At 49.8% G+C, this 13,955-nt stretch carries 13 protein-coding genes; 2 read left to right on the top strand and 11 right to left on the bottom strand.

What is annotated here, in order from left to right; genetic code table 11:
- Nucleotides 1-139: 139 nt before the first annotated feature.
- The 9 genes from ACW9SV_RS17225 to ACW9SV_RS17185 form a co-directional block, all read right to left on the bottom strand.
- Nucleotides 140-985 (bottom strand): 4-hydroxy-3-methylbut-2-enyl diphosphate reductase, encoded by an 846-nt coding sequence (locus ACW9SV_RS17225; protein ID WP_479558006.1) that lies wholly within the window; start codon nucleotides 983-985, stop codon nucleotides 140-142.
- Between the two features lie 494 nt (nucleotides 986-1,479).
- Nucleotides 1,480-2,010 (bottom strand): hypothetical protein, encoded by a 531-nt coding sequence (locus tag ACW9SV_RS17220; protein WP_479558005.1) that lies wholly within the window; start codon nucleotides 2,008-2,010, stop codon nucleotides 1,480-1,482.
- On the bottom strand, nucleotides 2,010-2,864 hold the full coding sequence (locus ACW9SV_RS17215) for a phytoene/squalene synthase family protein (protein WP_479558004.1): 855 nt from the start codon (nucleotides 2,862-2,864) through the stop codon (nucleotides 2,010-2,012). The genes ACW9SV_RS17220 and ACW9SV_RS17215 overlap by 1 nt, the downstream gene beginning before the upstream one ends.
- Nucleotides 2,861-4,369, bottom strand: a complete 1,509-nt coding sequence (locus tag ACW9SV_RS17210; protein ID WP_479558003.1) for a phytoene desaturase family protein — start codon at nucleotides 4,367-4,369, stop codon at nucleotides 2,861-2,863. The genes ACW9SV_RS17215 and ACW9SV_RS17210 overlap by 4 nt, the downstream gene beginning before the upstream one ends.
- 156 nt (nucleotides 4,370-4,525) lie before the next feature.
- Nucleotides 4,526-5,041 (bottom strand): RNA polymerase sigma factor, encoded by a 516-nt coding sequence (locus ACW9SV_RS17205; RefSeq protein WP_479558002.1) that lies wholly within the window; start codon nucleotides 5,039-5,041, stop codon nucleotides 4,526-4,528.
- 553 nt (nucleotides 5,042-5,594) lie between these two features.
- Entirely contained in the window at nucleotides 5,595-6,491 is an 897-nt protein-coding gene (locus ACW9SV_RS17200; protein ID WP_479558001.1) for a MerR family transcriptional regulator, read from the bottom strand.
- Nucleotides 6,492-6,520: 29 nt separating this feature from the next.
- Entirely contained in the window at nucleotides 6,521-6,970 is a 450-nt protein-coding gene (locus tag ACW9SV_RS17195; RefSeq protein WP_479558000.1) for a sterol desaturase family protein, read from the bottom strand.
- A gap of 172 nt (nucleotides 6,971-7,142) precedes the next feature.
- Nucleotides 7,143-7,955 carry an enoyl-CoA hydratase/isomerase family protein gene (locus ACW9SV_RS17190; protein WP_479557999.1) on the bottom strand — a complete coding sequence of 271 codons (813 nt, stop codon included), beginning with the start codon at nucleotides 7,953-7,955 and terminating at the stop codon, nucleotides 7,143-7,145.
- A gap of 187 nt (nucleotides 7,956-8,142) precedes the next feature.
- The gene (locus ACW9SV_RS17185) at nucleotides 8,143-9,351 is read right to left on the bottom strand and encodes an alpha/beta fold hydrolase (RefSeq protein WP_479557998.1); all 1,209 of its coding nucleotides are present in this window, start codon (nucleotides 9,349-9,351) and stop codon (nucleotides 8,143-8,145) included.
- A 190-nt stretch (nucleotides 9,352-9,541) separates the two neighbouring features.
- Here ACW9SV_RS17185 and trxA point away from each other — a divergent pair, with 190 nt between their 5' ends.
- Nucleotides 9,542-9,850: a thioredoxin gene (trxA, locus tag ACW9SV_RS17180; RefSeq protein ID WP_479557997.1), complete on the top strand. Its 309-nt coding sequence runs from the start codon at nucleotides 9,542-9,544 to the stop codon at nucleotides 9,848-9,850.
- A gap of 126 nt (nucleotides 9,851-9,976) precedes the next feature.
- On the opposite strand, the gene ACW9SV_RS17175 is transcribed toward trxA, so the two are convergent.
- Both ACW9SV_RS17175 and ACW9SV_RS17170 read right to left on the bottom strand, forming a co-directional pair.
- On the bottom strand, nucleotides 9,977-11,356 hold the full coding sequence (locus tag ACW9SV_RS17175; protein WP_479557996.1) for a sensor histidine kinase: 1,380 nt from the start codon (nucleotides 11,354-11,356) through the stop codon (nucleotides 9,977-9,979).
- Nucleotides 11,346-12,722, bottom strand: a complete 1,377-nt coding sequence (locus tag ACW9SV_RS17170; protein WP_479557995.1) for a sigma-54-dependent transcriptional regulator — start codon at nucleotides 12,720-12,722, stop codon at nucleotides 11,346-11,348. Before ACW9SV_RS17170 ends, ACW9SV_RS17175 begins: the two co-directional genes overlap by 11 nt.
- 377 nt (nucleotides 12,723-13,099) lie before the next feature.
- Here ACW9SV_RS17170 and ACW9SV_RS17165 point away from each other — a divergent pair, with 377 nt between their 5' ends.
- Nucleotides 13,100-13,810: an ABC transporter ATP-binding protein gene (locus ACW9SV_RS17165; protein WP_479557994.1), complete on the top strand. Its 711-nt coding sequence runs from the start codon at nucleotides 13,100-13,102 to the stop codon at nucleotides 13,808-13,810.
- Nucleotides 13,811-13,955 lie beyond the last annotated feature (145 nt).

Below are 13,955 nucleotides of genomic sequence, written 5' to 3'. Positions count from 1 at the left end.
GAAGGTAACAGTAGCTCTTCTAGAAAGGTGCAGTTAGTGGTACCTTAAACCAACTCCCCGGGGTAAAGCTAACTGATTTAGAACCATTTTGGGAGAAACAGGCTAAAATCTGGGACTGCCCTGCTGGTCAGGCTGCATTCTACAAACTTACCAACACATCCCGAACTTCTTCCATCAGCCACATAGGCGTGGAAGTGGCCCCGCACACCCCAATGGTATCGCCGGGTTCAAACCATTCGGGGTTCAGTTCTTCTACCTTGGAGACAAAGAAGGTATTGGGGTTAGTGTCTTTGCAGACCTGATATAATACCCGCCCGTTAGATGATTTAGTACCAGACACAAAAATCACCTTATCGTATTGCTGGGCAAAGCGGCGCAACTCCTTGTCACGGTTAGATACCTGTCGACAGATGGTGTCATTCGCGTCCACCGAATAGCCCCGGGTCTCCAATTCGTTCTTGATACGGTAAAAATTGTCGGTGCTTTTGGTGGTTTGACTGTAAAGGGTGATGTTCTGGGGCAACTCATGCCGAAGCAGTTCGTCCAGGTTCTCAAACACCACGGCTTCGTTGTTGGTCTGGCCCAGCAAACCTAGAACTTCGGCGTGGCCGTGCTTCCCGTAGATAAAAATGCGGTCCTTTTTGTCAAAGGAGGTCTTAATCCGGTTCTGAAGTTTCAAGACCACCGGACAGGAAGCATCAATGAGGGTAAGGTTGTTTTGCAAAGCCATCTGGTAGGTAGAAGGTGGCTCGCCATGAGCTCTGATGAGTACGCTTTCATTGCGCAAATCACGGAGGGTATCGTAATTGATGATCCGGAGGCCTTTCTGCTGCAGACGCTCCACTTCTACATCATTGTGCACGATGTCACCCAGGCAGTAGAGGTAACCCTGTTCTTCCAGAAGATCCTCGGCCATTTGAATGGCATAGATCACCCCAAAGCAAAAGCCTGAATTTGAATCAATATGTACCTGTAGCTGACGCATATACCCTAAACAAACTCTAATACCAGATTGTTTGCACGCACTCCTGCTTTTTCCTATAAAATGAGAGTAGTATTCGTCTAAAATCCTCTAAAGGAGGTGGTAGAGCTAAGTACAAAAGCTATGTGGATAGTCGCTAGTTAGCCACCTCATGCAAGACTCTCCTTTTCTAAAGAATACTAGTTTTATGCCGCTTATAAAGAACGAAGATGGTTTAACTCTCTATGAAATATGGGAAACCAATTATCACGAAAACCAAATGAATACTTAAGACTCCAAAGAATCCCCACCATCACAACCCCCTCAGGCAAATTCCTATTTTGCTTGAAATTGGCTGATTCTCACTAATTTAGGAGGCCTTTATTACCCATACGTATTTAAACCCAAGTAGATATAGGCTGGAGTAAATATTGAATCCTGATTACAAGTGATGCTGCTTTTTACGGTAGGCAAAAACAGGTCTTTTTAATGAAAAGGCACAGAAAACCTACAGCAAATTACAGATCCAATTTGGCTACTTGCTGCTGTTCCTGGTCGGTCAGGAGGTCTTTGCGCAAAAGGAAATCGCGCATGATTTTCACGGTCTCTGAAGAAATACCGGAGCGCGGATGCCGCAAAATGGCCGCCATAAAGACTCTTTTATCGTCTTCCAGGTGGCTGCTCATGTTCAGGTACCGGGGAATGTAGTTCTCAATGGAAAAACGCAGAAACCGCACCTCGGGGTCTTGCTTATCCAAGGCGACCGCCTCTTCAAATATTTGGGAGGATTGGCGCAAGTACTTAAGCTTGGCATAGGGACTCCAGACATGTTTGGCCATGATGGCGTGCGATACGGCTTTGTACCCTAGTTTCAGCGGATCTTTCCCCTGGTATTTATCCATCAGGGAAATAAACTTCTCGGCAATCTCCTCGCTTTTGGTGGCCGTCTGGTAATAGTTTAACAGAGTGGCATGTGAATACGGGTCAGCTTTCTGCGGAAGCATGACCAGAAAAGAGCAAAGGTAAATAAGAGAAGCGAGTAGCTGCATTAGATTGTGTTAAACTGGTATCTAATATACGAACCAAGCAGCAAGGCGAACTTCGTATTATCAGGCACTCTTACGCGTTTTTCAAGAATTTGGGCAGCAGGAAGCTGTTTAATTTTTTTAAAAAGCTTCAAATAATAGATATATGCCAGGTAAACGCCTAATTGCGCTCCTTTGGGCAGCCCTAAAATGCCCTGATAGGCTTTGTCAAAGTCTTGCTGAATATCCTGTTCTATTTCCTCTTTGTCTTTGTTACAAAACGACCGAAAATCCACCTCCGGGAAATACACGCGACCCCGGTCCTGGTAATCACTGCGGATGTCTCTGAGGAAATTTACTTTCTGGAACGCTGCCCCCAAGGCACAGGCGCCTTCTTTCAAGCGGTCAAACAGGGCCTCGTCTCCTTCGCAGAAAACACGGAGGCACATAAGCCCTACCACCTCAGCCGAGCCATAGATATATTCATCGTAAAGGTCGCAGTTGTATTTCTGGTCCAGCAAGTCCATCTCCATGCTATGGAGAAAAGCATCGATAAACTCCTGGTCTATGCGGTACCGGTTCACCACCATCTGGAAGGCGTGCAGCACTGGATTCAGGCTGATTTTCTCTTCCAGAGCTTGGTATGTCTCCTGCTTAAACCGTTCTAACAACCCGGCCCGGTCATGGGTGTGGAAGGTATCCACAATCTCATCGGCGAACCGCACAAACCCGTAGATGGCATAGATGGGATCATGAAACCGCGGATGAAGTGTTTTGATCCCCAGCGTGAAAGAAGTACTGTAGCGCTGCGTAATGAGCTTGCTGCACTCCAACGTAGTATTGTCAAATAGAGTCTTGTGCGCTGGGATCATAGTCATAGCGTTAGGGTTGTTTCTTTTAAGGCAAATTCCTTCATGACCTCAGCGGCTACTACCTGCCCCGAGATCAGGGAAGGCGGCACTCCTGGCCCAGGAACGGTCAACTGCCCGGTATAAAACAGATTGCGTACTTTCTTGCTTTTGAGGCTGGGCTTCAACACCGCCGTTTGCAGCAGCGTATTAGCCAACCCGTAGGCATTGCCTTTGAACGCATGGTAATCCTTTATAAAGTCTTTGTGCGCGTAACTGCGCTTATATATCACATGACTCCGGATTTCCTGCCCTGTTATCTGCTCTAACCTATCCAGCACCATGTGGTAATACCGCTCCCGCACCTCCTCTGTGTCTTGCAGGTCTGGCGCCACTGGGATAAGCAGAAACAGGTTCTCCTTGCCTTGGGGTGCCACCGTAGGATCTGTCTTAGAAGGAACCGACACGTAAAACAGCGGTTTCTTAGGCCAGGCAGGTTGGGTGTAGATCTCATGGGCGTGCGGCCCAAAGTCCTCGTCAAAAAACAGATTGTGGTGCCGCAGGTTCTGTAGCTTTTTATCTACGCCCAAAAAGAAAATAAGCGAAGAAGGCGCCATGACCCGGGTATCCCAGTACTTGTCAGTATAACTACGAGATTCCTCGGGAAGCAGTTTAGTTTCCAGGTGGTGGTAATCTGAGCCTCCTATGACTACATCGGACTCGTACTGCCCCTTAGAAGTAAAAACCTTGGTGATGTTGCCGTTCTGCAGCTCCAGCTTTTCCACCTCCTCGCCCAGCCTGATCTCCACTCCCTGTTCTTTCGCCAAGGCAACCATGCCTTCCACAATTTTGTGCATACCGCCCATGGGGTACCAGGTCCCCAAAGACATATCGGCATAGTTCATAAGGCTGTACAGGGCGGGGGTATTTTGGGGCAAAGCACCCAAGAACAGGATGGGGAACTCCATTAACTGGACTAACCTGGGATGCTTGAAGTATTTACGCACGTGCTTGTGCATGGACTGGAAAACATCCAGCCGCAGCACATCCACCAAAAGCTTTACATCTAAAAACTCAGAGAAAGACCGGCTGGGCTTATACACTAGGTTGTTGATGCCTACCTCGTACTTGTAAGCCGCCTGCTTTAGAAAGGCACGGAGTCTCTCGGCTGAGCCGGGCTCCAAAGACTCAAACAAAGCCTCCAACTCAGGCATGCCCGCCGGAAGCTCCATCGCATCCCCTTTCCCGTACAGTACCTGGTAAGAAGGGTCCAGGCGTTCCAGATGGTAGTAGTCTGCGGTGGTTTTGCCGAACTTCTTGAAAAACTGCTCAAAAACATCGGGCATCCAATACCAGCTGGGCCCCATGTCAAAGGTAAATCCCTCAGCCTGAAAGACCCGGGCACGCCCTCCGGCAACTTCGTTTTTCTCCAGCAAGGTCACCTCATACCCGGCCTGCGCCATACTTGCGGCCGCAGCCAAGCCGGCAAAGCCGGCCCCAATGACAATTACTTTCTTACGGGGGAGATCACGCATGTTACTAATCTAAAAGGCAATAGGAAGGCCTTATGGGTACTTATACTGGAAAAGTTGAAATATTGCTGTAACAAGATACATTCTTTTTTAGGCAAAATCTACTTCAGCCTCCTATCATGAGAAAGCTGGGGCGAAAAACCGGGAACTCTCCTCGCCTCAGTCGGCGTAGGCGTACCCTTTCAGCTCTTGCTTTAACTCTTTGCGGGCCAAGTGAATTCGGTTCTTTACCGTCCCGATGGGGAGTTTCAGTTGATCAGCTATCTCCAGGTATTTGTAGCCCACATAGTACATCATGAAAGGCGTGCGCAATTCTTCGGGCAGGTTGTCAATGGCGGCATAGATGTCATTGAGGGCAAACTCACCCGAGGCCCCATTCACGGAGATCATGCGGTCATCGGCGGGATGGGTTTGGATATAGTCTGTGGTGTCAACGGAGCTGGAGCGTTTAGTTACCTTGTTGTAATGGTTGATGAAGGTGTTGCGCATAATGGTATACAGCCAGGCTTTCAGGTTGGTGCCGGCTTTAAACCTATCTCTATTCACAAAGGCCTTCAGGAGGGTTTCCTGCACTAGATCCTTCGCATCATCACTATCACGGGTCAGGTTATACGCAGCTGGACGGAGGGTGGGCGCCATGCGCTCTACAACGGAAGTAAATTCTAGTGCTGTCATTTTGTTTAATCTTTTATACTCAAAACTTAAACAATAATACGCAATTAAAAATCTTTAGTCCAGGTCTTGTTTAAGTTTTTTAAATTAATTTTTAACAAAATCAAATTCCCTAGGATGGCGAGGTTGTTAGAATCAGGTTTTTTCTGCTTAAAGATGGACTAATGGCCTTAACCAAAGCCATTTAACCAAGTAGGCAGATGGAAGCTTTGCATCCTGGATGCAATACATACTAGAAAGGCAGTTGTACTGGATTTTGACTCCTTGAAAAAAATCGAAAAAAGTTGAAGCAGCAGGAAATAATAAGAAGGTACGTTCTCCTTGGTTTCATCACAACGAGCGAGTAAACGCAAGGGGCACTGCCCCGGTCAGTAAAGCCGGCGGTCCAGATAAGTAAAACCCACGAGGTTGAAAAAGACAAGATCCGGTACCTGCCTATTCTTATTAAATAGACCAGAAACGGACCCAAGAGGCAATAAGAACCTTTAAGAAGGGGCTTACCAATCTTTAGGAAAAATGATAGAGAAGTAAAAAGAAGGTGCCGACAGGCAGATCATCAGGCATGCACCGTTTTAACAAGGGATAACCATTCTTCAAAAGCTTCCATCGTCGCAAAATACTTGACCTGCTTGGGTAGGCTGTGTTGCAGAGGTTGTAAAATGTAACCACTCAGTAATAGCTGCACCTCTGGTAATTGCTCCAGCAGGTGCTTCAGATAAGCCTCCACGTCTTCCCGGGTGGGCGAAGTGGTAAAAGCCGAGCAGATATAATCTGGTTTATATTGCTTAGAGGCAGTAATAAGGTCTTCTAACGGTAGATGCTGCCCCAGGTACAACGTCCTGAACCCCATGGCCCGGAACTGGAAATGGCTATACAGAAGCGATAACTCATGCAACTCACCCTCCGGTAGGTAAAGTAGCACCTTGGGAGCATCAGCAGCCCGCGTCAGGCGCTGCCCGTCAATGGCCACCAGCATTTTCTGCCGGATCAGTTGACTGATAAAGTGCTCATGGGCAGGCGTGATATTGCCGGTTTGCCACAACAACCCAATTTTAGAGAGGAAAGGATACACGATTTGCTGCACCGAGGCCGGAAATCCCAATTGCAAAACTGCCCGGCTCAAGACCCGCTCAAACAGGCTCTCGTCCAGTTCCACCATGGCAATGATCAGTTGGCTCATGAATTGGTCCTGCCCAAGGTCAGCTTGGGTGACTTTCAGGACCTCATCGGCTACTTTGTCGGGGGGGAGTTTCGCAATTTTGGAGATCTTATACCCTTCCTGGTAAAGCACCGCTACGTTGAGCAGGTTTTTGAGGTCTGCGTCATCATAGTACCTTATGTTGGTAGAGGTACGCTTAGGGGCCAGCAGTTGGTACCGCTGCTCCCAAATACGAAGCGTGTGGGCCTTGATACCCGACAAATGCTCTAACTCTTTAATAGAGTAATGCGCCACAGGAGAGAGTTTAGAAACGAAACGTAAAGTTAACGCTTCCGGGCAATACGAAAGAACTTAGGGTGTACCCAAAGCATGCCAAACGACTCTGAGCCGTCTCTGCCTTTGGTTTTGTGATGGACTTTGTGCGCTATGTCCAAGGCTCTGAGGTAGGTGTTTCTTGTTTTGCCAAACAGCTTGAGCCGTCTATGGATAAACAAATCATGCACCAGGAAGTAGGCCGCGCCATACAGCGAAATGCCTACGCCAACCCAGAACCGGTAGTCCAGCGTCTCTGTCCCGTAAATGAAACACAAGGCAGCAATTACCCCATAAAAGGCAAACGAAACGTCGTTCAACTCAAAGGGGTGGTTGTGCCTGGTGTGGTGTGACTTGTGGATGTTCCACAAAAAGCCGTGCAACACATACTTGTGCACCGCCCACGCCACCAATTCCATTACAACAAAAGTTCCTAATACTATCGCCGCGTTCGTCAGCATACTCTCTCAACCAGCAGTCTGGGCAATTGTTTTAAAATATGGTTAACTAAACTCAACTACTTTTAGGGTAATATCAGAAAAGAATACGCTAAATGTAAACAACTGATCAAACTTAACCGCTTTTTCCTTCCTGTACCTCTTAAATCCGCTGCTACAATTAACAAGAAAAGCGTTACCAGATCATGGATTGCTTGTCCAGAAAGGCCTGAATCCCCAGTTGGCAATCATCGGTGGCACGGGCCAGGGCGTTTCGTTCCGCGGCGTACTCCAAAGCATCTCGCAAGGGAAGTTCCTGCACCCGGGCAATCATCTCTTTGGTGACCTCCATGGATTGGCTTGAGTTCTGCACGCACAAACGCTCGGCTAAGTTCTGCACGAACTGGTCTAATTGGTCTTCGGGTACTACGTCATTCAGCAGCCCGAAAGCTTTGGCTTTCTCGGCGGAGATCAGGTCACCGGTTAACAGCAATTCTTTGGAGCGAGCCTCCCCTATCTTGCGCAACAGGAACACTTTCACAATGGCGGGCAGAAACCCGATCTTCACCTCGGTGTACCCAAATTTGGCAGATGGCACGGTATAAGCAAAGTCACAGACGGTCACCAGCCCGCAGCCGCCGGCAATGGCAGGTCCGTTTACCTGCGCAATCACTACTTTCTTTAAAGTATAGATCAGGTAGAAAAGCTGCATGAGGTGGGTAGAGTCCTCTAGGTTCTCAGTATAGGTGTTGTCCTTTAACTGCCGCAGGTATTCCAGATCAGCCCCGGCGCAAAAAACAGAACCTGCCGCTTTTAGAATAACGATCTTACATTCATCATCATTCTCGGCGGCATCAAAGGCATGTTTCAACTCAGAGACCATCTGGTAATTGAGCGCGTTCCGCTTTTCGGGCCGGTTCAGGGTGATGGAAGCCACCCGGTCTGCGCAGTGGTAGATGATGTACTGGTAAGCAAGTGCTGCCGAGGCGGAGGTAGGCGTTTGTCTCATTTCTCTTTTTACGAGCCTCTTTCTTTAAAGATGGAAAAAAGTGACAGACCCGGCGTTCCATCTCCTTCGCTTACGATTAAAAACATTGGCCTCTAAAAACGCCTGCACTCTCTTGATGAAAAGGTAACCACAAAAAAATCCCGGCTTCTCAAGAAGCCGGGATTCTCGTATTCTCCAAAGCAGAAACCTAAAGGTTCCGCATTCCTTCCATCCAAGGAATAAGGTCTTTTATCATGGGCTCTAAACTACTGCCATGGCCACCACCCGGAATAGAAATAAACTTCAGGTTGGGTGCGTTAGCCGCTTTCATGGCATTGTAGGTCACCACGGTGTTCTCATAAGGCACCATAATGTCGGCGGTACCGTGGTACAGTCTGGTGGGGCTTTTAGGAACCCAGCTACTTAGGCTGTTTCTTTTCAAAGCTTCTTTCAAGGGCTGTTCTCCGTTACCCCGCAAGGCTGCCAGGAAGGTAGGGTTAAACAACTTGGCCGGATCTTTGGCTAGTGCGCTGTTGATGGAGCTGCTGGTACGGGTTCCGTCAATCAACTCCTGAATACGGGTAGCGTACGGCTGCTGGAAGAAGTCGGTCAGAGGACGGTTCCAGTTGTAGGTTTTGTTGTACGCCTGCAGAATAAAGGCCAGGTTAGCCGGATACTCATAAGGTTTTCCGCTTAACACCATAGCCAGCATTTGCTCCAGGTCGTATCCGCCGGCACCAGCACCAGAGGCAGTCACCGTTAACCCGTGCTCTGGGTTTTCTTCAATCTCCTTCTGGGTGGCCAGCGTCACGTAGCCGCCTTCTGAGTACCCAGCCAGAAACAGCTGATCAGTGGTTTTGAGGTTATTCTTCTTGAAGAAGGATTTTCCGGCTTTGATCATGTCTACCACGGCCGTGCCAGAATGCTTGGCGTCATAATACGGATGCAAAATCTGTTTAGAAACGCCGTAGCCAATGAAGTCAGGCACCAAGGTCAGGTAACCGGCCGCGCCAAACGGCTCAAAGCCCGTCAATGAGGTCACCTGGAAATTACTGGGCGCATATTTTTGGTCAAAGGTGGTTCCGTGGTGCGCGCTCAGGATTGGGGCCGGAGAGGTCATATTCAATGGGACTACCATCAGTCCTGAGGCCTGAATCTCCTGCCCGTTGTACTGGGTCAGGTAAATTAAGCGGTACACGTCCACATCGTATTTGATGAGAGTGGCTAACTCTGAGCGACCATTGGAAACCGCAATCTCCTTCAAGCCCGCCGCGGGAATAGTGGTTAATTTCTCAGCTGAGACCAGAAGGTCTTTTTCGGTTTGTTGCACCGGGGCTTGCTCCAGCACCTCAGATTCCTTGCAAGAGGAAAACCAAGAGGAAATAGCCAACAGCACAGATATAAATATCGTTTTCAAGTCTTTCAAGATTAAGGTTGGGAGTATAACTTACAAAGGATAAGGACCTACCTAAAGTTCCTCTAAGGGCACCGTTTGGAGTCTTATTTCGTAAAAACAGAGGCAAAACCAATTTTGTTTATACGACAACCCCGCTTATCTGAAATTGTCTTTTTCCGTATAAACACCTGTAACTTCAAAAGAAAAAACCATGCCTAAAAAATCGTTTCAGGAAATAATTAATAGTCCGGGCATGCCGGTGCTGGTAGACTTTTACGCTGATTGGTGCGGACCCTGCAAAACCATGGCTCCAATCCTGCAGCAAGTGGCGCGGCAGTATGAAGGTAAATTGAAGGTGATTAAGATTGATGTGGACAAAAACCCCGCCGTAGCCCAACAGTACCGGGTGCAGGGGATTCCCACGCTCTTGTTGTTCCACCAGGGAAAGCAGCTTTGGCGACAGGCCGGAGTAGTACCCGCCCATCAGCTAAGCCAGGTGGTGCAGCAGCATTTAAAGTAGGCAATTGGGGTGTTTCAAGTCCTTCTTCCAAAAATCAGGCTTGAAACACCTCTGTTATTTAAAACTAAACCAAGATATGCGTGGTACTCCCAACACCTTCAATTCAGGTGGGGCTTTACTTGAAACTTACTCTACCAACGGCAAGGTCAGGTGGAAAGTGGTTTGCACGTGGGGGATGGAGGTAGCATGCAGCACACCACCATGCTGCCGTACAATCTGGCGGGAAAGGCTCAACCCGATGCCGGAACCTTCTGGTTTTGTGGTGTAGAACGGGATGAAGATCTGTTCCTGAGATTCGGCCTCAATACCCGGTCCATTATCAATGACCTCTATCCTGACCATGTGCGGCTGTTTGTGATCCAGTGCGGCACGCAAGGTTACCGTGGGGAAGTCTACCACCTCTGAGGCTTCCATGGCGTTTTTAAGAAGATTGAGCAGCACTTGCTCCATTTGCTCGGTATCGGCATGCAGCCAAAGCTGTTCCTCGGGCAATTGCACATGGTACTGGATGTTCCGGCTTTTCATCTGCGGTTCTACCAATCTACTCACGTGCCCGCAGAGCGCCTGCAGCGACAACTCCTCTAAATGTGGAGGAGGCACCCGCGTCAACCGGCGGTAATTCTCCACGAAGTTCTGCATGCCACGCGTCCGTTTTTCAATGGTGCGCAGTCCCAGTTGCAGGTCTTCCATGGTGTCTTCCTCTAGGTACCCGGCCTCGGTTACAGGTGCCAGTTCAGACCTCACCAGATCACTAATAGAAGACGTAAGCGAAATGATGGGGGTCACCGAGTTCATGATCTCGTGGGTGAGCACACTGATCAGTTTCTTCCAGGATTCCAGCTCCTGCGCTTCCATCTCTGAGCGGATGTTCTGGAAAGACATGATTCTTATTTCCTGGTTCTGCAACCGCAGTTCCGTGACGTGCACTGTCAGAAGCACTTCCTCGGTGAGTTGGCGTAACCTGATCAGGCGAGCTTCAGTGCGGGTTTCAGTGAAGGCCACCTCGGCCAGGGCGGGGTAAATGCGCTCAATGGAATGGATGTTCTGCAGGAAAGGCAAGTCTAACAGCCGGTGAGCCGCCTTGTTCATGAGCTGCACGTGCCCCTCTGCATCAAAGGTAATCAGGCCGATGCGCAGGTGCTCCACCACGCCCTGCAAGTATTGGTGGTGTACTTCTTTCTCGGCTTTGATCCGCCCGAAGGCGCCTGTAATGTCATTGAACATGCGGTGCAACTCGCGGTACTGAGGCGGGGCGCCTTCCACCGCAAAGCGTTGGGTGAAATCTGAGTGCCGGATGGCCAACAGGAATTTGATCAAATCGCGGTTGGTGCGCTGCACGAATTCAGTGAGTTCCAGCACCTGCCCCACTGCCAACACCAGCAGACAGAACAAGGAGATGTACCACGCGTGCACAGACCCTACATACACTGCAGACAGCAAGGTAAGCGCCAGCAGCACAACCCGCACCACCACGCGCACCGTGAAATAGTTGTAGTTATAGACCATGCTTTTCTATGCGACGGTACAAAGCGGTGCGGGTGATGCCTAACTCCTTAGACGCGTGCGTAATGTTGCCGTTGTGCTTCATGAGAGCCTGCTGCACCAGGGTTTTCTCCACGTTACCCAAAGTAGCCTCCGTTTCAAGGGCTACCGAGGTGTGCGCCGAAGGCTCTGCCAGGTAAAAGTCAGAGGGGTGCAGATGCCCGGGTTCGCTCATGATCACGGCCCTTTCCACGGTATGCTCCAGTTCCCGGATATTGCCGGGCCAGGAGTAGCCCAGCAGTTTCTGCAACACTTGTTTTTCCAGGCGCAGGTTGGGTTTCTGGTACTTTTTGGCAAAAGTGGCCAGGAAATGCTCGGCCAAAGGTTGAATATCTTCTTTTCGCTCGCGCAGGGGCGGCAGTTTAATCTCTACGGTATTGATGCGGTACAACAAATCCTGCCGGAAACGGCCTAGTTTTACCATCTCATACAAAGGCATGTTGGTGGCGCTCACCAGCCGGATGTTCACCGCCCGTGGTTTGTTAGAGCCCACCGGGGTTACCATGCGGCTTTGCAAGGCTGTGAGCAGTTTGGCCTGCAAGGGCAACCCCAGGTTCCCGATCTCATCCAGGAAAAGCGTTCCGCCGGAGGCTACTTCAAAACGACCCGCCCGGTCTTCCTTAGCATCGGTGAAAGAGCCTTTCACGTGCCCAAACAGTTCGCTTTCAAACAAGGTTTCGGTGACGGCCCCCAGGTCTACGGGGATGAATACTTCCTTAGCACGGTGCGAGAGACGGTGCAGCAAGCGGGCTGCTACTTCCTTGCCGGTCCCGTTTTCGCCTAAAATGAGCACATTGGCATCAGTAGCGGCAACTTTCTCCAGGGTCTGGTACACCCGCTGCATGGCCGGTGAGGAACCCACCAACTCTACTCCAGGCTGGCTCAGGGCCTGGCTCAGGTGCTGCTGTTTCGTGCGCAGGTGCTGCACCTCTGAGGTAGACTGCCGCAGTTTGCACGCCGAAATCATAGTAGCCAGCAGTTTCTCATTATGCCAGGGCTTCACCACAAAATCAGTGGCGCCTAGCTTCAGGGCCTGCACGGCTAAGTCTATATCACCGTAGGCGGTCATCATCACCACTACCGCCTGTGGGTCTTCTTCTAGAATTCGCTGGAGCAAATCAAGTCCCTCTCGGCTAGAGGTGGCCCCGGCGGTGTAGTTCATGTCCAGTAGAATGACATCAAAGGGTTCTTTCTGGAGCAGTTCTGGAAGTCGTTGCGGGTTTATCTCGGTGCGCACCAGCGAGAAGTGCTGTTTCAGGAAGATGCGTCCGGCGGTGAGGATGTCTTCCTGATCATCCACAATCAAGATGCGGCAGGGTATTTTGCTCATGGCAAGGGATAATCAAAGGTGAAAGCTAGCTTTTTACAAGTAAAATGCCACTCTGGTCAGGTTAGATGATTTCTAAAGCTTATCTTCTGTTTTACAGGCATTTGCAAATACCAGAAAGCTGCTTCTCGCGGAGGGGGTGTACGCTTACAGACGAATAAATGTACGAAACCGTGCACTTTCAGGCAAGCCTTGCAGCAACAACCAACACAAACCCTTCATTTACTGCACCTTACCTACTTTGGCATTGCATTTGGACAATCAGAAAAGGTACCGAGTTCCTGCACAAAAAACCTTAAATTACTGTTTATAAAGGCTTTTCAGGAAATCGGCTTTAAAACGAACCCAAACTAAACCTATAGGCTCCAAAAACCAGAACTATGCTGAAAACTGTCAACCTCCTGAAGAAATACACCACCGATGAAGTGGAGACCACCGCCCTCAACGGCATCTCTTTTGAAATCAAGCCCGGCGAGTTTGTGGCCATGATGGGACCTTCAGGCTGCGGAAAATCCACGTTGCTCAACATCATTGGCTTGCTGGACAACCCCAACAGCGGCGAGTTCTGGTTTATGGGAAAAGAAGTCTCTAAAAGCACCGAGCGCCAGAGGGCGAACCTACGCAAAGAGCACATCGGGTTTGTGTTCCAAAGCTTTAACCTGATTGATGAGCTCACGGTGGAGGAAAACATTGAACTGCCTCTGATCTACCAGAAACTTTCCACCACCGAGATTAAAGAACGGGTAAACGAGGCCATGGAGCAGATGCAGATTGCACACCGCCGCAACCACTTTCCGCAGCAGCTCTCGGGTGGTCAGCAGCAGCGGGTGGCCATCGCCAGGGCCGTGGTTGGCAAACCAGACCTGCTCCTCGCGGATGAGCCTACCGGTAACCTGGACTCGGCTCACGGACGCGAGGTCATGGAACTGCTCAGCTCCCTGAACGAGGCAGGCACCACGGTGGTGATGGTCACCCACTCCCCTTCCGATGCCGATTACGCCCACCGCATCATCCGCCTTCTGGACGGCCAGATTGTGACCGAAAGCATGACTGAGCGGCACGCGGCTAGAGTTCTGAGTCCGGAGTTCTGAGTCTAGAGTGAATCCGCCAGCGAGGGAGGCCTTCCGTTTAGGGCTCCTTTTTAGAAACTCAAGCATAAAATGACTTCAAGCTTTTCCTGACTCAGAACTCAAGATTCAGAACACCTATTCCGACCCGTGCTTTCCCCTACTCAAG

The sequence above is a fragment of the Rufibacter sp. JT20002 genome, assembly GCF_056491185.1.
This window is presented reverse-complemented; position numbering and strand designations above follow the sequence as displayed.